This window comes from Streptococcus sp. NSSLK0004, assembly GCF_059039125.1.
Genome location: NZ_CM180142.1, coordinates 568,701 through 594,427, shown reverse-complemented (window position 1 = coordinate 594,427; position 25,727 = coordinate 568,701). Strand labels below are relative to the sequence as shown.

Annotated in this window: 22 protein-coding genes; 5 read left to right on the top strand and 17 right to left on the bottom strand. The window is 41.7% G+C overall.

The annotated features are described in order from the left end of the window. Window positions 1–19 precede the first annotated feature (19 nt). Window positions 20–2,095, bottom strand: coding sequence for a penicillin-binding protein PBP2B (gene pbp2b / locus AC4CS8_RS03170; RefSeq protein WP_493893508.1), 2,076 nt, complete (start codon window positions 2,093–2,095; stop codon window positions 20–22). Window positions 2,096–2,550: 455 nt separating this feature from the next. After that, the gene (gene ccpA / locus AC4CS8_RS03165) at window positions 2,551–3,555 is read right to left on the bottom strand and encodes a catabolite control protein A (protein WP_493893866.1); all 1,005 of its coding nucleotides are present in this window, start codon (window positions 3,553–3,555) and stop codon (window positions 2,551–2,553) included. Between the two features lie 199 nt (window positions 3,556–3,754). On the opposite strand from ccpA, the gene AC4CS8_RS03160 reads away from it, so the two are divergent. After that, entirely contained in the window at window positions 3,755–4,840 is a 1,086-nt protein-coding gene (locus AC4CS8_RS03160; RefSeq protein ID WP_493893507.1) for a M24 family metallopeptidase, read from the top strand. Window positions 4,841–4,880: 40 nt separating this feature from the next. Here the strand turns inward: AC4CS8_RS03160 and tgt are convergent, their stop codons facing one another. Then, the gene (gene tgt / locus AC4CS8_RS03155) at window positions 4,881–6,023 is read right to left on the bottom strand and encodes a tRNA guanosine(34) transglycosylase Tgt (RefSeq protein ID WP_493893506.1); all 1,143 of its coding nucleotides are present in this window, start codon (window positions 6,021–6,023) and stop codon (window positions 4,881–4,883) included. A 131-nt stretch (window positions 6,024–6,154) separates the two neighbouring features. Here tgt and AC4CS8_RS03150 point away from each other — a divergent pair, with 131 nt between their 5' ends. Beyond that, window positions 6,155–7,036, top strand: a complete 882-nt coding sequence (locus AC4CS8_RS03150; RefSeq protein ID WP_493893505.1) for a DUF975 family protein — start codon at window positions 6,155–6,157, stop codon at window positions 7,034–7,036. Between the two features lie 267 nt (window positions 7,037–7,303). Here the strand turns inward: AC4CS8_RS03150 and AC4CS8_RS03145 are convergent, their stop codons facing one another. After that, window positions 7,304–8,338 carry a M42 family metallopeptidase gene (locus tag AC4CS8_RS03145; protein WP_493893504.1) on the bottom strand — a complete coding sequence of 345 codons (1,035 nt, stop codon included), beginning with the start codon at window positions 8,336–8,338 and terminating at the stop codon, window positions 7,304–7,306. Window positions 8,339–8,555: 217 nt separating this feature from the next. On the opposite strand from AC4CS8_RS03145, the gene birA reads away from it, so the two are divergent. Further along, complete coding sequence (gene birA, locus AC4CS8_RS03140) at window positions 8,556–9,491, top strand: bifunctional biotin--[acetyl-CoA-carboxylase] ligase/biotin operon repressor BirA (protein WP_493893503.1); 936 nt, start codon at window positions 8,556–8,558, stop codon at window positions 9,489–9,491. Here birA and AC4CS8_RS03135 read toward each other — a convergent pair. The 9 genes from AC4CS8_RS03135 to udk form a co-directional block, all read right to left on the bottom strand. Further along, a complete protein-coding gene (locus AC4CS8_RS03135) occupies window positions 9,472–9,666 on the bottom strand; it encodes a DUF3272 family protein (RefSeq protein ID WP_493893502.1) in 195 nt (64 codons plus the stop codon). The genes birA and AC4CS8_RS03135 overlap by 20 nt on opposite strands. 399 nt (window positions 9,667–10,065) lie before the next feature. After that, the gene (gene dnaX / locus AC4CS8_RS03130) at window positions 10,066–11,736 is read right to left on the bottom strand and encodes a DNA polymerase III subunit gamma/tau (protein ID WP_493893501.1); all 1,671 of its coding nucleotides are present in this window, start codon (window positions 11,734–11,736) and stop codon (window positions 10,066–10,068) included. Beyond that, complete coding sequence (locus AC4CS8_RS03125) at window positions 11,736–12,233, bottom strand: GAF domain-containing protein (protein ID WP_493893500.1); 498 nt, start codon at window positions 12,231–12,233, stop codon at window positions 11,736–11,738. The genes dnaX and AC4CS8_RS03125 overlap by 1 nt, the downstream gene beginning before the upstream one ends. Window positions 12,234–12,308: 75 nt before the next feature. Next, window positions 12,309–12,899 carry a 3-isopropylmalate dehydratase small subunit gene (gene leuD, locus AC4CS8_RS03120; protein WP_493893499.1) on the bottom strand — a complete coding sequence of 197 codons (591 nt, stop codon included), beginning with the start codon at window positions 12,897–12,899 and terminating at the stop codon, window positions 12,309–12,311. Between the two features lie 2 nt (window positions 12,900–12,901). After that, window positions 12,902–14,290 (bottom strand): 3-isopropylmalate dehydratase large subunit, encoded by a 1,389-nt coding sequence (gene leuC, locus AC4CS8_RS03115; RefSeq protein WP_493893498.1) that lies wholly within the window; start codon window positions 14,288–14,290, stop codon window positions 12,902–12,904. A gap of 1 nt (window position 14,291) precedes the next feature. After that, entirely contained in the window at window positions 14,292–14,561 is a 270-nt protein-coding gene (locus AC4CS8_RS03110; RefSeq protein ID WP_493893497.1) for a DUF1294 domain-containing protein, read from the bottom strand. Next, window positions 14,558–15,595 (bottom strand): 3-isopropylmalate dehydrogenase, encoded by a 1,038-nt coding sequence (leuB, locus tag AC4CS8_RS03105; RefSeq protein WP_493893496.1) that lies wholly within the window; start codon window positions 15,593–15,595, stop codon window positions 14,558–14,560. Before leuB ends, AC4CS8_RS03110 begins: the two co-directional genes overlap by 4 nt. 8 nt (window positions 15,596–15,603) lie before the next feature. Further along, window positions 15,604–17,163, bottom strand: coding sequence for a 2-isopropylmalate synthase (locus AC4CS8_RS03100; protein WP_493893495.1), 1,560 nt, complete (start codon window positions 17,161–17,163; stop codon window positions 15,604–15,606). 253 nt (window positions 17,164–17,416) lie between these two features. Further along, window positions 17,417–18,046 carry a uridine kinase gene (gene udk / locus AC4CS8_RS03095; protein ID WP_493893865.1) on the bottom strand — a complete coding sequence of 210 codons (630 nt, stop codon included), beginning with the start codon at window positions 18,044–18,046 and terminating at the stop codon, window positions 17,417–17,419. An 81-nt stretch (window positions 18,047–18,127) separates the two neighbouring features. Between udk and AC4CS8_RS03090 the strand changes: the two genes are divergently transcribed. Together AC4CS8_RS03090 and AC4CS8_RS03085 are read left to right on the top strand one after the other, a co-directional pair. Continuing rightward, window positions 18,128–19,111: a Gfo/Idh/MocA family protein gene (locus AC4CS8_RS03090; RefSeq protein WP_493893494.1), complete on the top strand. Its 984-nt coding sequence runs from the start codon at window positions 18,128–18,130 to the stop codon at window positions 19,109–19,111. A 30-nt stretch (window positions 19,112–19,141) separates the two neighbouring features. Then, window positions 19,142–20,224: a DEAD/DEAH box helicase gene (locus AC4CS8_RS03085; RefSeq protein WP_493893493.1), complete on the top strand. Its 1,083-nt coding sequence runs from the start codon at window positions 19,142–19,144 to the stop codon at window positions 20,222–20,224. 545 nt (window positions 20,225–20,769) lie between these two features. Here AC4CS8_RS03085 and AC4CS8_RS03080 read toward each other — a convergent pair. From AC4CS8_RS03080 to AC4CS8_RS03065, 4 genes are all read right to left on the bottom strand, one after another. After that, window positions 20,770–21,705: a hypothetical protein gene (locus AC4CS8_RS03080; RefSeq protein ID WP_493893492.1), complete on the bottom strand. Its 936-nt coding sequence runs from the start codon at window positions 21,703–21,705 to the stop codon at window positions 20,770–20,772. 247 nt (window positions 21,706–21,952) lie between these two features. Further along, a complete protein-coding gene (locus AC4CS8_RS03075; protein WP_493893491.1) occupies window positions 21,953–24,190 on the bottom strand; it encodes a DNA internalization-related competence protein ComEC/Rec2 in 2,238 nt (745 codons plus the stop codon). Next, complete coding sequence (locus AC4CS8_RS03070) at window positions 24,174–24,836, bottom strand: helix-hairpin-helix domain-containing protein (RefSeq protein WP_493893490.1); 663 nt, start codon at window positions 24,834–24,836, stop codon at window positions 24,174–24,176. Before AC4CS8_RS03070 ends, AC4CS8_RS03075 begins: the two co-directional genes overlap by 17 nt. 68 nt (window positions 24,837–24,904) lie before the next feature. Beyond that, window positions 24,905–25,648: a lysophospholipid acyltransferase family protein gene (locus tag AC4CS8_RS03065; RefSeq protein ID WP_493893489.1), complete on the bottom strand. Its 744-nt coding sequence runs from the start codon at window positions 25,646–25,648 to the stop codon at window positions 24,905–24,907. Window positions 25,649–25,727: the final 79 nt, after the last annotated feature.

Sequence of the window (25,727 nt, the reverse complement as noted above, 5' to 3'; positions counted from 1 at the left end):
GATTTCCTTTTCTTCCTTCCTAATTCATAGGATAGAGGGAGTTATAGAGGTTGATGATTTCAGTTGTGATAGCCGTACTTGTCGAAGAATTGAGGTCTGTCAAATTCGGTAAGACAATGGCTACTGCAATCTGGGGATTGGAGCTTGGAGCATATGCGACAATATTGGTATTGACTGCATCCAATACTTCTCCCGTCTCAGTCGTCACAAATGTCTCGGCTGTACCAGTTTTAGCACTGATTGAAACTGCTGCACCTGTTGCAATTGCTGTACCGGTCGTATAACCATCTGTTCCGTTGACGACATTATAGAAGCCTTGTTGCAACAGGGCTATCTCATCAGCAGAGATATTGACCTGATTCATCTCTTTACCAGATACTGTTTCAATTAACTCTCCTAAATTACCGTTGCTATCGTTCCCATAAATTCCTTGAACTAAATGTGGGGAAACACGAGTTCCACCATTGGCAATAGTTGCAACATATTGGGCCATCTGCATGGGAGTATAGTTGTCAAACTGACCAAATGAGTTCGTAATAACATTCGAAACGGAATAGTCTTGAGGAATAAAACCTGTAGATTCTGAAGGGAGATCAATCCCTGTTGCTGTTCCCAATCCATATTCTCCAAATGTTGCTCGCAACTGTTCCATAGCAACTGTTGTCTGATCATTCTCCGCTAGAGCCATCCCTGAATAATAAGGCTGCCCCATCATGCTGAGTGCAATCTGTACCATATAGGTGTTGGAAGAATATTGCAACGCTTCCACAGCACTAATCTGCCTATTACCATAGGCAGTAAACCACGAGCGAATTGGTTGTGAGCCAGCGAATTGAATAGGCTGGTCTGTTAAAATTTGGTTGCCTGAGATGACCCCAGATTCCCAACCAGCAGTGATTGTTCCCGCCTTAACGATGGAACCCGGAACAAAAACATTTGTAATGGTGCCCAAAGCATTTTCTACTGTCTCATTGGTCGTTGTATCATGACTATACCCTGCCATCGCAAGGACTGCTCCTGTCTTGGGTTCAAGTGCGACTGCATAAATCCCTTGAGAATAGCGCGCACTACCCGAAGCTAGTTCTGCATCGAAGTGTTTTTTTAAGATTGCATTCACACCATCCTGGAAGGCCAAATCAATGGTTAATTTGATATTGTTTCCTTTACTTCCTTCTTGAAGTGTGACAATACTCTCCACATTGCCGTTGCGATCTAGGTTAATTTCTTTCTTTTCATGCTGACCTTGGAGTACTTCCTCATACTGCTTTTCCAAGTAAGCAGTTCCAACTCGGTCATTCATTGCATAACCTTTGGCTAGATATTCTTTTGCATCTTCCTGCGGTAATCCCGCCTGCTGGCTCGTCACAGTTCCAATAATAGAAGCTAAGGAAGTATCTACAATTCGTCGTTCCCAATTATTTGTTGTCGAAATACCAGACAGATCTTTCTCATTAGCAACAATCAATGCTACCTGCTCTACAGTTAATGGTTCCGTCACCAAATTTACCGTTTCAAAATAGGTAGCCGCATTCATCTGTGAAAATAAATCAACAGCCAGTAGTTCTTGTTCTGAGTACGCTAATTGTTCCTCCGTGAGACTGGCGACTGCATTAGCATAAATCTCAGATTCCTCCAAAGTATTACCTTCATCATTGTAACGCTGTTCGTCGGGAAGACCATTGACAACCTCTGCATAGACTTCCGGATCAGCAAGATAATAGTCTGCCTTCTCTCTAAGTGTGACATTCACTTCTGGCATCGTCACCCACTGCAAGAGTTTATTAGCAATTTCCTTAATTTCTAAAGCAGTAATCTGATTCGAACGGGTGAATGCTACCACTTGCTCTACATCATTTTCGACAAGAGCAACTCCTTTCGCATCGTATATTTGTCCCCGAACCGATCCCCTTGTTACTACCTTTTGGCTAGCAGTAGACAGTTTCTCTTCATAGAAAGACTGATTAACAATCTGCATGTAAGCAAGACGTGCAACCAATACTGTAAATAACAAAATGACAATGGCAAATAGAATCATTAGCCTCCGCGGGATAAAGCTATCTAAATGCTCATATTGTTCTTTCTTTTTCTTCACCACTTTCAAACCTCATTCTAGCAATATCGTTTCTATTATATCACAGATAGACCAGATTGTCGGAAATGTAACTGGAAGATTTGGGGCTTGCCGCTACGAATATCAGTGCAAAAAAAGTAGGTTATTCACCTACTTAATAAAAAATATCTTCATGTTAATCCTTAAAAAAACTTACTTCTACTTTAGCTACTCCAACACTCACATGGTAACAATGATTCTCAACACCACATGCTTAATATTTAGAAAAATCACAGTGATTAGCACCCCTAAACTAACCAATTCAATCGAAAGAAATTTAATTTATCCTGTTACCAACAAAACAAAAATATTGTTAGATCTTTCTAGATACTTCTCCATTATTTTCTACTAAATATACTGCATTGATTTAAGATTCTCTTATTACACTTTTCATAGTCCTATAAAAAAACCTAGCCTTTTCAGACTAAGTTTCGTAAAAATTATTTTGTCGATTTCCGTTTCTTAATTCCGTGATTAAGGACCACCTCTTTGTTTTCCAACTCTTCCTTATGCATAATTTTAGTCAGCATCCGCATGGCAATAGCACCAATATCATAAAGTGGCTGATTGATAGAAGTTAGATTTGGTCGTGTAAACTTAGTTACTAGAGAATCGTCACTTGTCACAATTTCAAACTCTTCTGGTACCTTGATACCACGATCTGAAATTCCATTCAAAAGTCCTGCTGCAATCTCATCTTCGGCCACATATGCAGCTGTTGCACCAGCATTAAGAATACGTTCTGCCAATGCATACCCTTCCTCATACTTGTACTTAGACTCAAAAACCAAGCCTTCATTGAATGTAAGCCCCTTAGCTTTCAAGCCCTCCTTGTAACCAGATAAACGCACTTTACCATTTATATCATCCACAAGTGGCCCTGATACAAAAGCAATTTTTTTATTTCCATTGTCAGCTAAAAGAGTTATCGCATCCGCAGTTGCCGCAGCATAGTCAATATTAACACTTGGTAACTGGCGTTCCAAGTCAACAGTACCAGCTAGAACAATCGGTGTGCGAGATCGTGAAAACTCTGCCCGAATTTTATCAGTCAAATGATAACCCATGAAAATAATGCCGTCAACTTGTTTAGAAAAGAGAGTGTTCACCACATTAATCTCTTTTTCATCATTTTCATCACTATTAGCAAGAACGATATTATATTTATACATATCAGCAATATCGTCGATACCTTTAGCCAAGGTTGCGTAATAAGCATTAGCAATATTTGGAATGACTACACCCACTGTCGTCGTTTTTTTGCTTGCCAACCCACGCGCTACTGCATTAGGACGATAGTCCAAACGATCGATTACTTCGAGGACTTTTTTTCGTGTATTTTCCTTTACATTTTTGTTGCCATTGACAACGCGTGAAACAGTTGCCATAGATACGCCTGCTTCACGGGCAACGTCATAAATCGTTACCGTATCGTCAGTATTCATCATCTCTTTTACTTCCTTTCTGTTTTCTATATTCTTGAAAACTACGCTTTCACTCTCATATAGTGTAGCACTTTTTGAAACCACTTTCAAGGAAAAAACATCACTTTTTCGCTAAGACTTGCAAATTTTTTGATTTTTTGAAACAATAGTCTATATAATAAACGAAAATTTCATATTTTTGTCTGAAGAAAGGGGCACCATGTCAAAATTACATCATATTAAATCTTACCTAGAGTCGAAACAGTTGGATTTAGCTATTTTCTCAGATCCCATCAGTATCTATTATTTAACTGGTTACCTGAGCGACCCACACGAGAGGCACATGATGCTTTTTGTCATGCCTGATTATGACTCACTACTCTTTCTTCCAGCCCTAGATAAAGAAAGGGCTGTTGCTACCGTTAATTTCCCTGTTGTAGGCTATATGGATTCTGAAAATCCATGGCAGATTATCAAGAATAATTTGCCTCAAAAAACATTCTCAGCAATCGGTGCTGAATTCGATAATCTTAATCTGACACGTTATCATGGTTTACAATCCATCTTCAACCAACCATTTTCGGATATAACTCCTCTCATTAATACGATGAAATTGATTAAATCTCGCGATGAGATTGAGAAGATGTTAGTTGCTGGGGAATTTGCAGACAAAGCTATGAAAGTCGGTTTTGATAATATTTCGCTTCAAGCAACAGAAACAGATATTATTGCTAAAATCGAATTTGAAATGAAAAAGCAAGGCATTTCCAAAATGAGCTTCGATACTATGGTCTTGACAGGCAACAATGCCGCAAACCCTCACGGTATTCCGGGAACAAACCGTATTGAAAATGATGCTTTGCTTTTGTTCGACCTAGGCGTCGAAACCTTGGGTTACACTTCTGATATGACGCGGACAGTCGCTGTCGGTAAACCAGATCAGTTCAAAAAGGATATTTATAACCTGACCCTTGAGGCCCACATGGCTGCGGTCAACATGATCAAACCCGGTGTAACAGCTGGAGAAATTGACTATGCTGCTCGATCTGTGATTGAGAAGGCAGGCTATGGCGAATACTTCAATCATCGTCTGGGACACGGTCTCGGCATGAGTGTCCATGAGTTTCCGTCTATTATGGAAGGAAATGATTTGGTCATCGAGGAAGGGATGTGCTTCTCTGTTGAGCCAGGAATCTATATTCCTGGTAAGGTTGGTGTTCGTATCGAGGACTGTGGCTATGTGACCAAAAATGGCTTTGAAGTCTTTACCAAGACACCGAAAGAACTCTTGTATTTTGATGTATAAAAAACAAACCTCCTACATATTTGTAGGAGGTTTGTTTTATTTAGAAATTCCTTCCATTTTTGCCATAACCATATTTTTCCATAAAGTCTTGACGGAATTCTAATAAATTATCATCCATGATGGCCTGACGGACTTTCTTCATGAGATTGACTAGGAAGTAGAGATTATGGTAGCTGGTCAAGCGGATACCAAAGGTTTCATCTGCCTTAAGCAAGTGACGAATGTAGGCACGGCTATAGTTCTTACAAGTATAGCAATCACAGTCGTGATCCAGTGGTGTAAAATCTTCAGCAAACTGGGCATTTTTCACCACAAGTCGGCCTTGACTGGTCATACAAGTTCCATTGCGGGCAATACGGGTCGGCAAGACACAGTCAAACATATCAACCCCTCGAATAACACCGTCAATCAGACTATCTGGTGCACCAACCCCCATCAGGTAGCGCGGCTTGTTCTCTGGTAAAAGTGGTGTTGTGAAGTCCAGCACGGCATTCATTTCATCATGCGTTTCACCAACCGCTAAACCACCTATAGAATAACCTGGGAAATCCATGCTAACCAAGTCATGAGCAGATTGACGGCGGAGATCTTCAAAACCAGCTCCTTGTACGATACCGAATAAACCTTGATCATGTGGACGACGGTGAGCTTTAAGTCCACGTTCTGCCCAACGACTAGTCCGCTCAATCGATTTTTTCACATAGTCGTACGGTTGATAAAATTGTGGGCATTCATCAAAACTCATCATGATATCAGAGCCTAGATTATTCTGAATGGAGATTGCTTTCTCAGGTGACAAAAACATCTTGCTACCATTGAGGTGGTTTTTGAAAGTTACCCCTTCTTCTGAGATATTTCGGCTATCCGCTAAGGAATAAACTTGGAAACCACCTGAGTCAGTCAAAATTGGTTGATCCCAATTCATAAACTTGTGCAGACCACCTGCACGCGCCACCAATTCATCACCTGGTCGAAGCCAAAGATGATAGGTATTCGATAGAATAATGCCTGATCCCATTTCTTTCAACTCTTCTGGCGACATGGTCTTAACCGTTGCCTGGGTCCCTACTGGCATAAACATAGGGGTTGGGAAGGTCCCGTGAGGTGTGATAATCTCCCCTAAACGAGCACCTGTGTGCTTTTCTTTCTTAATCAAGCGATACTTGATTGGAACATCTGACATGATTACCTCCCGCTAGGAAATACAGTCCTAGGAATTTTTTTTGCTGTTCATAGTAAGCATTTCCAGTCTATCAAAAAAAGCCTAGCTTGTCATCTGTAATTGTGCTAAAATAATTGTAGGAGGTTATTTATATGTTTACATCAAGTTCTATTCGTGCTCAGGCACGTGAAACCATTAACAAAACACCCGGTATTTATCTTTTAGCAATATTGCCGATTGTTGTCGTGATTTGTTTCCAAATATTTGTCCAAGTATTCAGTATGAATATGCAAAGCTCTATGCTTTATAATTTTGATTATTCGTACACTCTTACTTCTAGCGAATTATTTGCACTTTATCAGCCACTTTTTTCGCTATATCTCTTCTCTTTCTTTGTTTCTATTCTGGTTTATTTCTTATATCTTTCTGTTCAAGCAACCATCTATCAGATTGTACGCCAAAACAAAGAACAAGCAACTTTCAAAGATTCTATCGCTATCTTTAGCAATCCAAACTTCGGAAAAATCTTTTCAACAGTCTTTATTAAAAATCTACTGCTCTTTGTCTGGTCACTGATTTCTTTTATCGGACTGACTATTTTGATTACATCGCTTGTGGTAACCATTGTCTTTTCTGCAATGACTTTCTACGGTCAATACCAATTTCCTACACAAGATTTTTATACCGGTGCAATTGTATCGATTTTCATCGGTTTCTTAATAACAATCATTGGAATCGCTATCTATCTACCTCAACAATATGCCTACTCTATGACGGAGATTATCTTATTTGAACGACTTGAAAATGGTCAGTATACTTCTGCTTACGCCAATATTAAGGAAAGTCGTCGTATCATGAAAGGATATAAATTCCGACGTTTTGTTCTCGATTTCTCATTCCTAGGTTGGTTTATCCTTGAAGGTATCAGCTTAGGTATAGCAGGTGTTTATGTCCGTCCATACTATTATGCCGCTCAAGTACACTTTTACGACGCCGTTTTAGAAGAACGTCGCACAAAAGGGGAATTTTTCTAATATCAATTTCTAGGAATTTATTCAGCAACGCCCCCTAAAAAAGTTAATGCTGTCAAAAATATAATAGATAATCTATTTTGATATCGACTAAAAAATGAATGAGGACACTTAGTTTCAAAGACTGAGTGTCCTCATTCATTTTTTCAATCGTATTATTCTCTTATTCGACTTTTTCAGTAACCTATTCACTTAGAGAGGATTGGTTCTACTGAATATTAACCTTATAGGGAGAGCTTCTACTATCACATAAATCTGTTATTTTTATATCTAATTCACTAATGTCGACTTGAGATACACATCTACCATTCGCTCCGTTGCTTCGACTGAATCCAAATGAGTACGTTCGTAAGAATGGCTGGATTCAATTCCTGCACCGAGTAGAGCATGCTTGACATCCGCACCTGCCCGCATAGCTGCAGAAGCATCCGATCCATAGTAAGGATAGATATCTAATTTGTAGGGAATCCCTTCTTTTTCTGCCAAGGCAACCAAGTGCTGACGGAACTCGTAGTGATAGGGACCTGAACCATCCTTGACACAGATGGAAACCGTGTATTCGTCAGTCTGCTGATCATCTCCCATAGCACCCATATCTACTGCTAGATATTCCACCACCTGACTCGGAATACTAGAGTTAGCACCGTAACCAATCTCCTCATTGTTTGAGAAGTAGAAATGTGTCGTATAAGGCAAGGTCACTCCCTCCTCCTTGTACACTTTCAGCAAATGAATTAAAATCGCGGCTGAAACCTTGTCATCTAGATGACGACTCTTGATAAAGCCTGTTTCCGTCACAACTGTACGTGGTTCAAAGGAAATGAAATCGCCAACTTCAATGCCCAAGGCCCGCGTCTGGTCTGCACTGGTCACTTTTTCGTCCAAACGAATTTCCATATTAGTCTGGTTACGCTCAGCTGTATTAGCATCACGATAAACATGTACGGAGGTTTGGTGCATAAGAATGGTACCTGCAAAAGTTTTTCCGTTCTTAGCACAATGGATGACACAATTTTCTCCCTCAATAGAAGGGTAGCCAAATCCTCCCACTAGATCCATTTTGAGTCTACCATCTGGCTTGATTGCTCGCACCATGGCACCCAAAGTATCCAGATGAGCAGTGACCATACGATGTTGCTGATCATTTTCTCCCAAAACAGTCACCAAAACACCACCCTTGGCAGTCTTGCTTGCCTTATAGCCAAAAGCTTCTACTTCTGCCTTGATATAATCCATAATGGCTGTTGTGAAGCCTGTTGGCGAAGGGGTGTTGGTTAGTTTAACAATATAATCAAGTGTTTGCATACGCACCTCCTATTTCTCAGAACCTGTATTCACAACTAAATCGCTTTTATATAAAAATAGCTTTTTTTGCTAATCAAAGTAGTTTTTGGATGGAATATTGACTATATTTTGAAGAAAGCTAACAATGAATATCAAAAAACTAACTTTATATGGAATGAACATAGGTTCTCAGTCTATTATATCACGTTTTGTCCCATTTTTTTGCTATAATGGAGATATGAGAACTTACCAAAAAATTTACTTGCTCCTTGAGAAGAGGCAAGATTATATCAGTGGAGAAGAATTGGCACAAGAGCTAGGCATTTCACGTACTTCCGTCTGGAAGGCCATTCGGCAGTTGGAAGCACATGGGCTGACCATTGAAGCTGCCCGTAATCGTGGCTATAAATTAGCAGAGGGAGATTTGCTCCTACCTGAGTTGATTTCACAAGAAATCCAACTTCCTGTTCATCTGAAAGCTGATAGCGACTCCACCCAACTAGATGCTAAAAATGGAATCGAGGTGGGGCATACTAGCCCTGCCCTCTATCTTGCTCCTCATCAAAACAAGGCCAAGGGGCGATTTGGCAGACCCTTTTACGCCTCTCGTTCAGGTGGCATCTATATGTCTCTCCGCCTCTCCCCAAACGAATCCTTTTTGGAATTTAAGCCCTACACCATCATGGCTGCCGCTGCCGTTGTTAAGGCGATTAACCAACTGACTGACTTGGATGTACAGATTAAGTGGGTCAATGATATTTATTTGGGACAGAAAAAGGTTGCCGGCATCCTAACTGAAGCTATCTCTTCTATGGAAACCCAGACAGTCACTGACGTTGTTATTGGAATTGGTATCAATGTCCATATCGACGACTTTCCAAAAGAGCTTCGTCAAACTGCTGGTAACCTCTTTGATGACCAACCCACAATTACTCGCAACCAGCTAATTACAGCTATCTGGCAGGCTTTTTTTGAAACAAATGAACAGGAACTACTAGCCCTCTATAAAGAAAAATCACTTGTCGTTGGCAGACAAGTGACCTTTGTTGAAAATCAGATTGAATACAGGGGTACTGTTGTTGCAGTGACCGACACAGGTAAATTAGTGATTGAGCTGGATAACGGCTCCGCAAAAACACTCTCCTGTGGAGAAATCAGCCTTTCCGCTTGGTAGATTTTTCAACTAGTTGCAAAAATTTAGTGATGCGGTAGCTAAACCGCAGGTTCCGATACACAAAGAAACCATAAATCCCAGCAAAAAGGAAATCTCCTGATAGGAGAGAACTATTCATAAAATAGGTTGCCAAGGCTGTTGTAAAAGCCAAAAATAAAAACTGTGGAATTTGCATATTCCTAGTATAACAAAAAATCAGCCTTAGAGCTGACTTTTTGTTAACTTGAAAACAATTTCAGTCCACAGACGGATAAAAGCAGAAAACCACAGGTGCTTCCTGTGGTTTTCTAAGGAGATTATGAAAAATATTTAGGATTGAATATAGTATACCTCACTCTCGAATAGAAGACATCAGACCTAAGACGGATATTTTGGGCAGTACGCTGCACCTATTTTGCTATTTTCAGAAGAGGGCTCTAATACCTTTGATTCAGTTAGAGATTCTAGGAGAGGGCTTCAACAGTCTGGGAGACTGTTGAAGGTAGGAGATAGAGCAAATGAAGTTTACATCAAAAAGGGACCTGCCTCGCTCTCTCATTTCTTGGCGAGGGTTAAAAAGGTCCACTGGACCTTTTTAATCATTTCTGATTTCTACTTGTTCCGTCAGGAAGCTAAATTCTTCTGGAACCGGACTTTCTTCCTTAGCAGGTGCTTGTTCTGCTTTTCTGCCTTTAGCTTGGGCAGAAAATTCCGCTCGGATAGCTTGCCAATCTTCCATTGCAATCGCTAAAATCTGCGGTGAGAAACCTGCAGCTTTGCTAAGAATGTTGCCAAACATGGTATTGAGATTTTCTCGTTTCATGGTTTGCTCGGCATTAAAAGAAGATTCAAAGGCTAGGATAGCATGATTTTCATTGGCTGCAACTGGCTGAGAGCCTGCCAAGAGAGCCTTGTCTGCTCCTGCTAAACTTTCAAGAATCTCTCCCCAGGCATTTTGCAGGCGAGTTAGATTTTCACGAGCTAAAATTGGATTTTCCATAGCTTCTTGTAAAATAGCATGAACCTTATTGATATCCACACGGTATTTTTTAGCAGTTTGGGGCTTGCGGGAAACAGGTTTCACTGTCTGTGGTTGACTAGATAATTGTACGATTTCCTGTTTCAAACTAGCTACTTCTTTCTGGAGAGACTGGATTTGCTCTACTAAATCAGCTGGTAGCTCTGCTATTGCCCCCGAAACCTTCCCTTCTTCTGTCAAGGAAATAGTCATCATCTCAGCGTAAATCTTAGGCTGAGGACTGGATTTGATATCAGTCAGAGACTTGGTCACTTGGTCAATCATGACAAAAATCCGCTGTTTATCCAGAGTCAGATTGTCAGTGAAAGCCGAGCTGGTGTGGGTATTTTCCCCTCCAGTTTGAACAATCAAGAGGTCGCGGAGGTAATGGAGTAAATCAGTTGCAAACCGAGTCATACTCTTACCATTGTCAAAAATAGTTCCAAGACTAGCCAAAGCAGCACTGGTATCTTCCTGACGGACACTGGTTACATAATCATCTAGAGCACGCAGGCTGATAGAGCCTGTAATTTCTTCTGCTATCTCCAAGGTCACGGTTTGGTTGGGACTCAGACTAAGGGCTTGATCCAAGATAGACAGAGCATCTCGCATCCCACCTTCAGCCCTTCTGGCAATAATAGTCAGAGCCTGCTCGTCATAGGCAATCCCTTCCTTGTCCAAAATCGTCACCAAGTGTCGCTGGATGTCCAGTACCTTAATGGATTTGAACTCAAACCGCTGGACACGGGATAAAATGGTAGCTGGAATCTTGTGTAACTCGGTGGTTGCAAGAATAAAGACCACATTCTCAGTCGGCTCTTCCAAGGTTTTCAAGAGGGCATTAAATGCCCCTGTTGACAACATATGGACCTCGTCGATGATATACACCTTATAGGTAGCAAGGCTTGGGGCATAAGTTGATTTATCCCGAATCTCCCGAATCTCATCAACACCATTGTTAGAAGCAGCGTCAATTTCGATAACATCCTCTAAACTACCATCCGTAATAGCTTGACAGAGGTAGCAATCATTACACGGTTCGCCATTTTCTTGATTAGGACAGTTCATGGCTTTTGCAAAAATCTTAGCTGCTGATGTTTTCCCTGTTCCTCGCGGACCTGAAAAAAGGTAGGCATGGCTGATTTTATCCTGCTCAATAGCCTGCTTTAGTGTGGTTGCAACCACTTCTTGCCCCACCATCTCTCCAAAAGTCTGGCTGCGATATTTCCGATACAAAGCTTGATACATTAGCGTTTTTCTCCAAACATAGCAAAGTTCCAGTCTGTTTTTTCGACTAGAAGAGCGACAAATTTCTCAAGGTATTCTTGGTCTATCGCGTCGTAATCTGCTACCAAGCGAGAGTCCAAGTCCAGAACGCCCAGTAGCTGACCATTCTTTATCATGGGTACCACGATTTCCGATAAGGCTGCCGCATCGCAGGATATATAATTATCATGTAGACGAACATCCTCTACGACAATAGTCTGACGCTTGGCTGCTGACTCACCGCAGACACCTTTTCCTAAAGCAATATGGACACAGGAAACGCCACCTTGAAAAGGCCCCAGTAGCAATTCCTGACCATCATACAAATAAAATCCTGTAAATACAGAGTTGGAAAGTGCTTGGTTGAGCAAGGCTGAAGCATTGGATAGATTAGCCAGTGCGTTTCTTTCCCCTTCTAAGAGAGCATCTAGCTGAGCTAGCAATAGTTGATAGTTTGAGATTTTTTCTTGTTTATGCATAGAATTATTATAGCATAAAACCCAAAAAGCTGGAAAAAGAAAAAGAGATTGGATTACTCCAAATCTCTTTACGGACTACTGCCAATATGTTGGTCTGTTTTTTTCATATTCAGCAATCAACTCTTCATATTGAAGAGTAACTCCTATGTCATCCAAGCCATTAAGCAGCTTGTGTTTCCAATCTGGCGCTATATCAAAGTCAAAATCACCAATTGGAGTGATAATTTTTTGTCGCTCAAGATCAACAGTTATAACATCACTTGGAGATAATTCGGCTAATTGTTCCCTAACCTCTCTAGGTTGGACGATTGGTAGCATGCCATTATTTAGTTCATTATTGTAATGAATATCACCAAACGAGCCCGCAATCACAACTTTAAATCCATAATCAGCAAGTGCCCATGCAGCATGTTCACGTGAAGATCCTGCACCAAAATTATCCCCTGTAATCAAAATAGTAGCCTGACGATAGGCTTCCTGATTAAATATAAACTCAGGATTTTCTGTGTAGTTATGATCAAGGTAACGCCAAGCATACATGAGATACTTGCCAAATCCTTTTTTATCAATTAATTTTAAGAATTGCTTGGGTAAAATCTGGTCTGTATCGATATTATCATTCATAAGAGGAACAGTTGTTCCACTATAAACTGTAAACTTATCCATTTCTACCCCTCCACATCACTTACGAGTTTTCTAACATCTACAAACCTACCTGCAATCGCTGCTGCTGCTGCCATAGCTGGACTACAGAGATGAGTCTTGGCACCAAAACCTTGACGATCCTCAAAATTACGATTGCTTGTTGAAGCACAATGGACACCTTCTGGTACCTTGTCAGGATTCATTCCAAGGCACATAGAACACCCTGGATCTCGCCATTCAAAACCAGCTTCAATAAAAATCTGATCCAAACCCAATTTCTCTGCTGCTCGTTTAACAGGACGTGATCCTGGAACAACAATGGCAGTCAGATTTGGGGCAATTTTTTTCCCTTTGACAAATTTTGCAGCTAGCTCTAAATCACTGAGTCGAGCATTGGTACACGATCCAATAAAAACATAACCTAACTCAATATCTTTTACTTGTTGACCTGGGGAAAGGTCCATATAGTCATAAGCTCTCTGATCGTTTAAATCTGAAATAGCTGGAAAAGCTTGGTCAAATGAAACTCCCATAGCAGGATTAGTCCCCCATGTTACCATAGGCGCCAAATCAGATACATCTAAGCGAATAATCTTGTCATACACAGCATCGTCATCCGAAACAAGTGTTTTCCAATCTTCAATCGCTTCTTCTATAGCTTCTGGCGCATGGACTGTCTGTCTCACATAGGAAAAAGTCTTTTCATCAGGGTTCATCATGCCAATTTTTGATCCAAACTCAATCGACATGTTACAAATCGTCATTCGTTCTTCCATGCTGAGTGAATCAACGGCTTCCCCTCGATATTCAACCGCATATCCAACGCCAACACCAACACCATAACGAGCAATCAATGCCAGTATGTAATCCTTAGCATAAACACCCGCCTGAGCTCGACCAATAAACTCCACTAATAGTTTCTTTGGTTTTACCTGCCAAATCGTCTGAGTAGCAAAAACATGCTCTACTTCCGATGTACCAATTCCAAACGCAAGTGCACCAAAAGCACCATGCGTTGCCGTATGACTATCTCCACAGACAATGAATTTTCCTGGTTGAGTCCGTCCCGTTTCTGGTCCAATCATGTGAACAATACCCTGATTTTCTGAACCGTGGTCCGCACAATCAATTCCAAAATCAGCTACATTTTCTGCCAATTTATCCATCTGCGCCTTAGAAATAGCATCACGAATATCAAAAATATTAACTGTTGGAACATTATGATCAAAAGTTCCAAAAGTCAAATCTGGCCTACGGACCTTGCGACCAGCATCTCGCAACCCTTGAAAAGCCTGAGGACTTGTCACTTCGTGAATATAATGTTGGTCCACGTACATGAGCTGTGGCTGTCCCTCATCACCAGTGATAACGTGTCGGTCCCAGACCTTGTCAAAAATAGATTTTCCAGCCATCTTACCTCCAGATAAAATAAATAGCAACTAAATCAATGACCATGCCTACAAACCATGCCATTTTAAAATACCACTTTCTCGTCTTATGATGGAAAAAAGAACCGCCTGCCCAAGCTCCTAACCCACCAAAGAAATAGGCCATAAGCAACAAGGTCCTTTCCGAAATTCGATATGCCTCTCTCCGTGCTTTCCCCTTATCTATACCGTAGGTGATAAAGGTTACCAAATTCCAGATAAGTAGAAATAAACTAACTAGTTGTTGAATAGTCATAAATTCATCAAAATGGCTTCCAGCATCTCTTGTGTAGAAGCTTTTCCTCCTAAATCTTGTGTGAAAGTGCCTTGAGTCAGCGTTTGGTGAACAGCTTCTTCAATTTCTAATGCTGCTTTTTCTTGACCAAAGGAATCCCTCAACATCATAGCAACCGAAAGGATCATACTAATGGGGTTCGCAAGCCCTTTTCCAGCAATATCTGGAGCTGAACCATGAATCGGCTCGTAGAGACTCGGTCCTGCCAAAGAGTGGGATGCCGAAGGCATAACTCCTAAAGTTCCAGAAAGGACACTAGCTTCATCTGAAAGAATATCACCAAATAGATTTTCAGTCACAATAACATCGAATTTACTTGGATTGGTTACAAGTAGCATAGCCGCACTATCCACAAGTTGATGTTCCAAGATTACATCCGGATAATCCAAAGCAACTTGATCAGCCACTTGACGCCAGAGTTTTGAAGTCGCAAGAACATTTTGCTTATCAATACTAGTTACTTTTTTACGACGCAATCTAGCTTGTTCAAAAGCCATCCGAATAATCCGCTCAATCTCCTCACGGTTATACTCGTTAATATCAAATGCTTTATTTTCTTCTAGATTATGCTGACCAAAGTAAATCCCTCCCGTTAATTCTCTCACAACTAGGAAATCTACACCAGCAATTCGCTCAGCTTTTAGAGGAGATAAGTGGCTCAGACTATCAAAAATTTTAACCGGACGTAAATTTGCAAATAGTTGCAATTCCTTTCTAAGAGATAGCAACCCTTCCTCGGGACGAACTATTGCTTTATCATACTGAGGACCACCGATAGCAGCTAGAAGAATGGCATCTGCCTCTTTCGCTGCCTGTAAAGTTTCTGAGGGTAGGGGATGCCCACTGCTATCTATGGCCGCACCACCAAAATCTTTTTCTTGAATAATGATATCCAACTGATGGCGGCGGATTTGTTCTCGTAGAACTGCAAGTCCTGCCGCCATAATTTCAGGACCAATACCATCACCTGCTAAGGCAAGAATCATCTTTGTCATACTGTCTCCTATCTGGGATTTTCTTTTTCTGAAAGTGATGTAGTGAAGGTTCCTTCATTTTCCTTTTGAACCATGATATTAGCATTAATATAAGCAATAGCTGATGCTTTCAACACATCAAAGTCAATCCCTGTTGCATTGAAAATAGTATCCGTATCTAGATTTTCAACCGTTACATTCACCGCAGCCTGAGCATCAATCCCATCCGTAATAGCATCGATTGTAAAACTATCCAACCGCACTTCTTGGTGGAAGAAGAGATCAATTGCATTAAAGATAGCCTCAACGGATCCTTTTCCATCTGCGGACAGTTCAACAATTTCTTCTTCTTGATTAATCATGCTGACAGTAGCAGTAATGCTTTCATCTGCATTGGAACTAAGTTTCAGGTCTGCAAAATGGAATCCTTCCACATTTTCAATTGCCACACCTGCTACTAAGGCACGAATATCGGCATTGGTAATCGTTTGTTTCTTGTCCGCTAGTTTTTTAAACTTGTTAAACAAAGCCTGTACTTCTGATGGAGCAAAGTCCAGTTGTAGTTCTTCTAATTTTTTGATGAAAGCATGACGACCAGATAATTTCCCAAGTGGTAGAGAGTTTGAAGTAAAACCTACCAATTCAGGTGTAATAATCTCGTAAGTCAACGGATTTTTTAAGACACCATCCTGGTGAATGCCTGATTCATGAGAAAAGGCATTTCCACCAACAATAGCCTTATTTTTAGGTAGAGGCAAACCTGAAAATCGTGAGACAAGTTCTGATGTATTAACTGTTTCCTCTAACACAATTGGACAGGTTACATCATAATAATCTGATCGAATATTAAGAGCAACTGCCACTTCTTCCAAAGCAGCATTCCCGGCTCTCTCCCCAATACCGTTGACTGTTCCTTCAATGCGAGTAGCCCCATTTTTTATTGCAGCCAAAGTGTTGGCAACAGCAAGACCAAGGTCATTATGGCAATGTGGACTAAAATGAATCGTACGCTCTGACTTAATATGTGAAATCAAATAGTTGAAAATATGACCATAATCCTCTGGAGTTGTATAGCCAACCGTATCAGGGATATTGATATAAGTCGCGCCAGCATCAACAGCTGTCTGAACAGCTTCTAATAAGAAGTCCAATTCCGTTCGTGTCGCATCTTCGGGAGAAAATTCGACAACTTCAAATTTGCTACGAGCATAGGAAACATGCTCCTTGATAGCTTCTAGTACTTCTTCTTTTGACTTATTCAGTTTAAATTCTCGATGAATGGGACTAGTAGCAATAAAAACATGAATTTGCGGATATTTAGCATCCTTCAAAGCTTCGTAGCAAGCATCAATATCTGACTTAACTGATCGTGCTAAACCAGTAACAGCTGTTCTGGTCAGTGTCCTAGCAATCGTTTCTACAGCCGCAAAGGAGTCCGGACTGGCAGCAGGAAAACCAGCCTCTATAGCAGAAATTCCCCATTTCTCCAATTGCTTAGCAATAGCAACTTTTTCCTTAATCGTAAAATGAACTCCTGGTGTCTGCTCACCATCTCGTAGACTTGTATCTAAAAATTCAATAGTACGCATAGTATACTCCTTTTCACTCTTGTAAAATAAAAACATCTCACTTGATACCAAGCGAGATGTTACTGCCCGCTTGGTAAGCCAAACAGGACTAATGCTTATAGCACTAGCCCTACCGCCTCAACAACAAAACAACTTGTCTAGCTGAACTCATTTGGCTTCTCCTTGAGATAGAATACTGTTATTATAGCCTGATTTTAAAAAGCTGTCAAGAATTTTCTGACAATTAATTAAAAAAGAAGTCAACCAGCGACTTCTATTCTCTTTCCTGTAAAATGCTAGCCACCTTAGTATTAATTAAATCGATGGCCACCACATTAGAAACCCCTTCAGGAATTACTATATCGGCATAACGTTTTGTTGGTTCGATGAATTGATGATACATAGGTTTAACCACAGTGGTATATTGTTCAATAATACTATCCAAACTTCTACCACGCTCTTCCATGTCCCGCTTAATCCGACGAATGATACGAATGTCATCATCTGTATCCACAAAAATCTTAATGTCCATCAAATCACGTAAACGCTTATCTTCCAAGACTAATATTCCCTCTACAATAAATACATCCTGCGGTTCTTGACGATAAGTTTCATCGGAACGAGTATGTTGAGTATAGTCATAAATCGGAATATCCACTGCCCTGCCAGCCAACAACTCACTGATATGATAAATCATCAGTTCAGTATCAAAGGCAAGCGGATGGTCATAGTTGGTTAGAATTCGCTCCTCAAACGTCAAATGAGATTGATTTTTATAATAAGAGTCATGTTCAATCATAGAAATTCGAGCATCTGGAAAATTATCTAAAATCGCCCGAGATACGCTGGTCTTACCTCCACCAGAACCACCAGTTACACCAATAATAATCGGTTTTTTTGCCATTTCCAACTCCTCTTGTTTATTCATATTATTTTACCATGAAACATGTTATAATGAAAGGCAGAAGATAAGAGAGGTAATATAATGCTCACACTAGGAATAATTGGTACCAGTCCTATCACACATCAGTTCATCGACGCTGCACATTCTAGCAAACACTATCAACTCCGAGCAGTCTATTCACGTAGCCTAAACAAAGCACAAGACTTTGCCAAGTCTTACGTGGATGTGGATACTTATGCAGATTGGCAGGATTTTCTGGCGGCTGACCTAGATATCATCTACATCGCCAGTCCCAATGCCCTCCACTTTGAGCAAGCCAAGGCTGCCCTTGAAGCTGGCAAGCACGCTATCGTTGAAAAGCCCATGGTATCTCGCCCAGAAGAATTCATTCAATTACGGGCTCTTGCTCAAGAAAAAAGCCTCTTTCTCTTTGAAGCAGCCCGTAATTACCACGAAAAAGCCTTTGAAACCATTCGGGACTTCTTAGCTGGACAAACCATTTTGGGTGGCTATTTTGGCTACGCCAAGTATTCATCGAAAATGGCAGAGCTGCTTGCAGGACAAGAGCCAAACATCTTTTCAGCCAAGTTTTCTGGTGGTGCCATTATGGACCTCGGAGTTTATACCCTCTATGCTGCTATCGGACTCCTAGGACATCCTAAAACAGCCCACTACAAGGCTAGTCAGCTAGAAAACACCGTTGACTTAAATGGAACTGGTCAGCTTATCTATGATGATTTTGTGGTGACGATTCAGGCTGGTAAGAACATTACTAGCAACTTACCGAGTGAAATCTACACCAGTACAGGTACCCTAACGCTTAACAGTTGCCAACACATTCAGTCTGCTATTTTCACAGGTCATGATGGAAATCGTATAGAACTTCCTATCTCACCTGTCAAAAACAACATGCTAGAAGAAGCTCTGCAATTTTCCCATATCATCAAGAATAAGGATACCGCTACTGCTAACAAATGGCTAGACGACACGCAAGCAGTCCACCAAACCATTTTCACTATGCGTAAAGATGCTGGCATTGTCTTTGATGCTGATTGTGACCAATAGAAAGGATAGACCTCGGTCTGACGATACGATATGAAACACCAACTACCAGCCAGCTGGCAAGAACTGCTTGACCAGCTTGGTTTCGACAGCTTTACAGCTATTCAGGAAGAGGCTTTTGAGCCGATTTCGGAAGGGCAGAGCCTGCTGGGCATTAGCCCAACGGGAACAGGCAAGACCCTCGCCTATCTCCTGCCTAGTCTACTCAAACTCAAACCTAAGAAAGCCCAGCAACTACTGATTTTAGCACCTAATACGGAACTGGCAGGGCAGATTTTTGACGTCTGCAAGACTTGGGCAGAAGCGATTGGATTGAATGCTCAGCTCTTTCTATCCGGATCCAGTCAGAAACGCCAGATTGAACGCCTGAAAAAAGGGCCTGAGATTTTGATCGGAACTCCGGGACGAGTGTTTGAACTCATCAAGTTAAAAAAAATCAAGATGATGAATGTGGATACCATTATCTTGGATGAATTTGACGAGCTCTTTAGCGATTCCCAGTACCACTTTGTCGAGAAGATTACAAGCTACGTGCCACGCGACCACCAGCTGATTTACATGAGTGCCACAGCCAAGTTTGACCGTAGCAAGATTGGGACAGACATCCTGACCCTTGACCTGTCCGATCAGCAGCTGGATACGATCCAACACTGCTATATTCAAGTGGATAAGCGGAACCGCTTGGAACTGCTTCGCAAGTTTGCTAATATCCCTGATATACGAGCCTTGGCCTTCTTCAACAGCCTGTCTGACCTAGGTGCTAGCGAAGAAAAACTGCTCTATAACCAGGCGAACGCCGTTTCACTTGCCTCTGATGTCAATGTCAAGTTCCGCAAGGTCATCATGGAACGCTTCAAAAACCACGAGATTAACCTACTCCTTGCGACCGACTTGGTGGCACGAGGCATCGATATCGACAGTCTGGAATGCGTCCTCAACTTCGACCTGCCTTTCAATAAGGAAACCTACACCCACCGAGCTGGGCGGACAGGCCGCATGGGCAATGAAGGCCTGGTCATCACCTTCATCAGCAATCCCAACGACCTCAAACAACTGAAAAAATACGCCCCTGTAACAGAAGTGACTCTAAAAAATCAAGTCTTGTATAAAATATGAGACTAGATTAAAAATACATAGGGAGTGGAAAGAACTCGACCAGTCTAAAAAGAGTTCGTCAACAAGTCCTTATTTCCAGTTGTTGAGCTGAAACAGTCTATTCCCAGACTGTTTCACTCCCACCCCCGCACAGCTCAAAATGTTCAGTGAACCTTTTGAGGTTGGAAATAGATCGAACTTTGTTCGCAACAGTCGTAATGGTCAGATTTGGAGTGTAAAACACGAACAAATCTGTCAATCAACCACTGCGCTGGGCTTTCTGCCCAGCCTCTGAATACATACTTCTTCTCAAAGCAGAACTGCCCAAACATGGTTAACATCTGAAGGCTATAATAAACAGACTATAACACACTAAAACCACCTGCAAAGACAGGTGGTTTTAGTGTGTTAGCTACAAACCGCTCTACCGTACCTTTATTCCCTCACCGTCTCCACCTTCCACTCCTTCCAACCTCGGAAGCGAATGGCTCCTTGCTGGTCGGTGCGATACCAAACAAATTTTAAGTGAACTAAAATGTAAAAGGTCACATCAAAAAATGCGACCTTTATTTTTTCAGAATAGAGTACATTGTATTAGCGATTGCTAGGTTTTTCGCAAACTTTATCTCTTGTTGAAGCATTTCTTGGTGCTGGTTTACTTGCATATATTGACGTTCTTGGTAAAATAAATTGATAGCCTCTTGAAGACTATTTACTCTTCCTTGACGGTAATATTGATACAGTGTTCCAAAGAATAATGTACTACTTTCACTACCTTGTTGCTGAATTAGCGGATGCTCTTTCGCCTTTCTTAAGGTAAATTCAGCTGCTTCTTGAGCTAGCTGTAGTTGTTGTTGAACCACTTTCTGATTGGAAAGTTTATTTTTTTGCAAATAGATCCAAGCTCCAATTGGTACAGCTGGTATTATGAGTACTTTGACATAATCAAAAATACTATAATAAGAAATTTCAGGAATAATTTTAAACATCACTAAGATTGAAAGAGCAATAATCGGTAAAACCCATCTCCCTTTTTTCCTATTCCAATCTCCGGTCTCTCTTATTTTTTGCAACCATAGTGCTACCGACTCATACCTACTGATGAGAATCGTTGCATCAATAATAAACTGCTGCATAACATCAGCCTCACTATGAGACTTCCTCAAAGTTTGGTAAAAAGTTGCAAACCAATTTTCAGAGGAACAAACTTCACTTACTAAAGGTTTTTGAAATAAACCATCACCGAACATGGCACTAGATCGATTATAGGTTTCAAGAATCTCCAAATCTCTTGAAGAAAAATGAATCTTATCCTGCAAATATTCTTCATATGACGTAGTTAATTCATCCCAATTATTCCTAAATCGAGGGGGTACACTATAGTCAACCTGCTCTTCTAAAACTCTTTGTTTTTGAAAACTCGTTTCCTCAATCCACTTTCTTATCTTTGCATAGTCCTCAGGAGTATAAGACCCTAATTCTGTCCAAATCAAATCACTCATATATACCATCACTCCTTATTGTTACCTATTTTCAATCCACTTATTAGAACAATTTTGACATTGATAGTATGTCTCTGGTTTCTCTACACTTGAAAATAGTAATCCCGAGTGATTGTCTCCAATTTTAACAACACTATGACTTCCACATTTTGGACACATACTTTTTCCTCCTTCATCACCATTAGGAAGTATTGACTGGTAAGTCAATACTTGATATGCATAGTATATCAAGCTTTTTTGGAAATTATCATTCCCTCACCGTCTCAATCGTCCACTCCTTATAACCTCGGAAACGAATAGCTCCTTGCTGGTCAGTTCGATAGACTTGGATATTCCGACTGTCAAAGCGGTCCAAGGTTTCTTGGTGAGGGTGCTTGTAGCGGTTGTTTTCTCCTGCAGATACCAGGGCAATCTTGGCTCCGATATGGTCTAGAAATTCAGAATAGGACGAACCTTTGGAGCCATGGTGACCAGCTTTCAAAACATCGACAGGCAGGTTGGGATAGGTTTCTATCAAGTCCAGCTCCCCTTGCTCCAAGTCCCCTGTGAAGAGAAAATTGGTTTCCAACAAGCGACCGTAAAGGACAACAGAGTCATTATTGCCACCGTCACCTGTCCCGTCTGGATAGAGGACTTCCAGATAGGAGTCAAAAATCGGCAAGCGGTCGCCCACCGCCACCACATGAACAGGAACATTAATTTCTTTCAAGGTGACTACAAAGTCAGGCACCGTCAGGCTTCCTGGCGACACGACAATCCGACCAATTTGCACCTGCTTCGCCACCTCCAGCACATCGCCCACATGGTCCGCATCGGTATGGGTCAGGACCAAACTATCAATCCTATCCACACCCCGACTATGCAGATAAGGGATCAAGGTTCGCTCTGCATTTGCCTGCGAAGACCGCTCCTGCCAAGCTTCCTTGGCCGCAAAATCGACCCGTCCGCCCACATCAATCAGGACCGTCCGCCCCCGCATATCCCGCAAAAAGATGCTGTCCCCCTGCCCGATATCCACCACCGTCACCTCGTTTTCCAGCGGGTGTTTGGTTATGAAAAATAGCAGAGCGAGGACCAGGCTCAGTCCTAAGAGCCATTTTTTCTTCCTGTGAAAATCGTAGAGCATGAAGAGGCTGACCAGCAAAAGCAAGAGAACCAGCCCAGACGGCTTGCCCAGTATCCAAGGCCGAAAGCCCAAATCCGCCACCCAGACAATGATGTTTTCCATAAAGACAAAAAATCCGTTGACCCAGGTTATCTTGACAACTGGCGACAGGAGAAAAATGACCGACAAACCTGGCAAGAGCAGGACATCAAAGATAAAGGAAAAGGCAAAGGTCAAGAGGATAGACAAAGGCTGAAAGGCATAGAAATAGGTCATGAGCACCGGCAAAATCCCAAGTGAAATACTGAGGCTCTCCACCGCAGCCTTTTTGACCTGCCCCAAGTCTTCAAAATCAAAAACCGTCAGCAAAAAAGCATAGGTAAAGGTCAAGATACCTCCAGCTGTCAGCAGAAATCGGGGCAGAATCAGCAGACAGACAAAGACTGTCACCGCAAAGTTATCCAGCTTCCGCAAGCCCAGATTACCCAGAATTTTTTTGATCAAAGACCGCACCACCGATACGGAAAAACCTGTCAAACCAGCATAAAAAAGTGAAAAGGGAATCTGCAACTTATCTACGGCTTCCTTGGTCAAGCCCAAACGCAGAAAAATCCAGCGAAACTTGTCGATGAAAAATCCAACCTGCATACCAGACAGGGCGAAGAGATGAATGATGCCCAGACTAGAATAGAGGTCACTCATCTGGTCAAAATCACTATCCAGTTCCCCAAACAAAAGCCCTGTCATGTAGTGACTCATGGGAGCAGGAAAATTGGTTTTGACATAGACCAAGGCCTGCCTCCGCCAGCTTGACAACCAGTCAAAAACATTCCAAGACTGGGCAGGGACAATCTTCTTAATCGCCGTTAGCTTGACAGTCCGATAGATGCCCTGTGTTTTCAGATAGCTCTGATAGTCAAAGCCCTTGAAATTCCGCTGACCAGCTGGCAGGCTGACCTCTGCTTCCACTTCTAGCTGGACCAGATCTGTTAGTTGTTGAAAATAAATTTGCTCCTCCTGACTGTCTAATTTGTAGAAAACCTGATAGGTTTGTCCGTCAGCCCGACCGCGAAAGGACAGACTGTCCCCGTTGATGTCAATGGTATCTGGAATGACCTGCACAGTCGTCACTTGCTCTGGGGCTGACTGGTCTGCCCGCTCCCATTGGACCTTCTGGCATCCGAAAAACAGACCACATAGGGCTAGAAGCGGCAGCGTCTTGAGAAAAACTGTCTTGCCTTGCCGAACACCAAAGACAGTTAACACCAAACTCAGCAGGCCCATTGTCAAGAGGGAAAAAGAATGGACTGCAAAGTAGGCCGCCACCACCAAGACTGCCAGGTGAATGGGTTTGCAGGGGAGCTTACTCAACCGTGACATAAGGTCGAATGCTTTCCATAGTCTTGTCGCCAATGCCCGAAACATTGTTGAGATCGTCCACCGACTTGAAGCCGCCGTTAGCCTCACGATAGGCGATAATGTCCGCCGCCCGCTTGGCACCGATGCCCGAAATGGTCTGTAGATCCGCCTCGGTCGCCGTATTCAGATTGACCTTACTTTCATTTCCTTCTTGGGACATAGCAGAGCTGGCAGTCGGACTAGCTACCACCGAGATGTTTTCGTCTTTACTTGCCACATAGACCACCGCCTCATCCGTCAATTTTTGTGCCAGATTGATAGACTTTGGATCTGCCTGACTGGTCAAGCCTCCAGCCGCCTCAATGGCATCATTGACACGCGCTCCAACATCTAAGGTGTATAGTCCAGGCTTTTCAACTGCACCCTTGACATCCACAAGAAACTGGCTAGGCACCTCACTTTCTTCTGTACTAGATTCTTCAACAAGCTCTGAACTGCTAAAGGTTTGCTCGGTCTGTGGAAAATCTGTCAGACCCGTCTGATTAGCTGATTGAGCTGGTTGGCTAAAAATTAAAAAGCTTGACACTATCAAAACTGCAACTGATGGCAAGGCAATCTGCCATTTATAATCTTTTAGAATTTCTACATAGGTTTTAATCTGATTCATCATTTACCTCCACCTATATAGTCCGGAAAAAGATACAAAAAACCCGCATTTCGCGAGTTTCAATCTTATTATTTATCTAACTGGGTACTTGGTTTCCAGAAAAAGCTTGCAATATAGCTGAAAATATAGGTCAATCCTAGAATAATGGCAACTAGTAAGAGAACTGGAAGTCGGTAGATATAGGTCAAAACGTTTGGTTTTTTGCTAGTTTGGAAGGAGCTTGCATAATCATCCAAGCGCTTGAATTCTGCCTCAATGCGACGAGTCACTTCTGCTGTTCCTTCATCGTCCATCCGTTTGATGTCAGAAACATCGATTGGATTGCCAAAAGCCACATCAATACGCTCACCAGCTAACAAACCTTTTAGCTTCATCGGACCAACATAGGTGGCTGGCATGAGTTTGACCTTGGCTGTCTTAGCAATAACTGCTACTCCACCCTTAAGCTCAGTAGTATGACGGCTTCCAGAAGGGAACATGACTAAAGAGCGATTGCTCTTTTTCAGCATATTAACAGGATACTTGATTGCTGCCATGCCAGGATTTTCCCGGTCAATCGGAAAGGCACCACACTTTGAAATCCACCAGCCAAAACCACGATCTTTGAACAATTCTTTCTTCGCCATAAAAATAAACTGTTTCGGTGCAGCCGCATAGCCTAAAAAGACCGGATCCCAGAATGTTTTATGGGGTGCAATCAAAATATAGTTCTCTTCCTGAGGCAAGATATTCTCTTTATCATGATAGTGAATATTACCGTTGATAGCCCACAGCAAGAAGGATAAGAGGGTACGTAAGTATGAATAAAACATAAAATTCTCCTTTAATCTTTCTTATTATACCATATAAATTCAAATCTGCTAAATGTCTTCTGGATTAGCACGCTTCAAC

Bases quoted from the DNA above. Each gene is read 5' to 3' on its own strand.
- AC4CS8_RS03065 (WP_493893489.1), bottom strand. From the start codon at position 25,648: ATGTTTTATTCATACTTACGTACCCTCTTATCCTTCTTGCTGTGGGCT.
- dnaX (WP_493893501.1), bottom strand. From the start codon at position 11,736: ATGTATCAAGCTTTGTATCGGAAATATCGCAGCCAGACTTTTGGAGAG.
- AC4CS8_RS03080 (WP_493893492.1), bottom strand. From the start codon at position 21,705: ATGAGTGATTTGATTTGGACAGAATTAGGGTCTTATACTCCTGAGGAC.
- tgt (WP_493893506.1), bottom strand. From the start codon at position 6,023: ATGTCAGATGTTCCAATCAAGTATCGCTTGATTAAGAAAGAAAAGCAC.
- ccpA (WP_493893866.1), bottom strand. From the start codon at position 3,555: ATGAATACTGACGATACGGTAACGATTTATGACGTTGCCCGTGAAGCA.
- AC4CS8_RS03125 (WP_493893500.1), bottom strand. From the start codon at position 12,233: ATGCATAAACAAGAAAAAATCTCAAACTATCAACTATTGCTAGCTCAG.
- AC4CS8_RS03135 (WP_493893502.1), bottom strand. From the start codon at position 9,666: ATGCAAATTCCACAGTTTTTATTTTTGGCTTTTACAACAGCCTTGGCA.
- udk (WP_493893865.1), bottom strand. From the start codon at position 18,046: ATGGCAAAAAAACCGATTATTATTGGTGTAACTGGTGGTTCTGGTGGA.
- AC4CS8_RS03090 (WP_493893494.1), top strand. From the start codon at position 18,128: ATGCTCACACTAGGAATAATTGGTACCAGTCCTATCACACATCAGTTC.
- leuD (WP_493893499.1), bottom strand. From the start codon at position 12,899: ATGGATAAGTTTACAGTTTATAGTGGAACAACTGTTCCTCTTATGAAT.
- AC4CS8_RS03100 (WP_493893495.1), bottom strand. From the start codon at position 17,163: ATGCGTACTATTGAATTTTTAGATACAAGTCTACGAGATGGTGAGCAG.
- AC4CS8_RS03075 (WP_493893491.1), bottom strand. From the start codon at position 24,190: ATGTCACGGTTGAGTAAGCTCCCCTGCAAACCCATTCACCTGGCAGTC.
- AC4CS8_RS03150 (WP_493893505.1), top strand. From the start codon at position 6,155: ATGTTTACATCAAGTTCTATTCGTGCTCAGGCACGTGAAACCATTAAC.
- birA (WP_493893503.1), top strand. From the start codon at position 8,556: ATGAGAACTTACCAAAAAATTTACTTGCTCCTTGAGAAGAGGCAAGAT.
- AC4CS8_RS03085 (WP_493893493.1), top strand. From the start codon at position 19,142: ATGAAACACCAACTACCAGCCAGCTGGCAAGAACTGCTTGACCAGCTT.
- AC4CS8_RS03110 (WP_493893497.1), bottom strand. From the start codon at position 14,561: ATGACTATTCAACAACTAGTTAGTTTATTTCTACTTATCTGGAATTTG.
- AC4CS8_RS03145 (WP_493893504.1), bottom strand. From the start codon at position 8,338: ATGCAAACACTTGATTATATTGTTAAACTAACCAACACCCCTTCGCCA.
- leuB (WP_493893496.1), bottom strand. From the start codon at position 15,595: ATGACAAAGATGATTCTTGCCTTAGCAGGTGATGGTATTGGTCCTGAA.
- AC4CS8_RS03070 (WP_493893490.1), bottom strand. From the start codon at position 24,836: ATGAATCAGATTAAAACCTATGTAGAAATTCTAAAAGATTATAAATGG.
- leuC (WP_493893498.1), bottom strand. From the start codon at position 14,290: ATGGCTGGAAAATCTATTTTTGACAAGGTCTGGGACCGACACGTTATC.
- AC4CS8_RS03160 (WP_493893507.1), top strand. From the start codon at position 3,755: ATGTCAAAATTACATCATATTAAATCTTACCTAGAGTCGAAACAGTTG.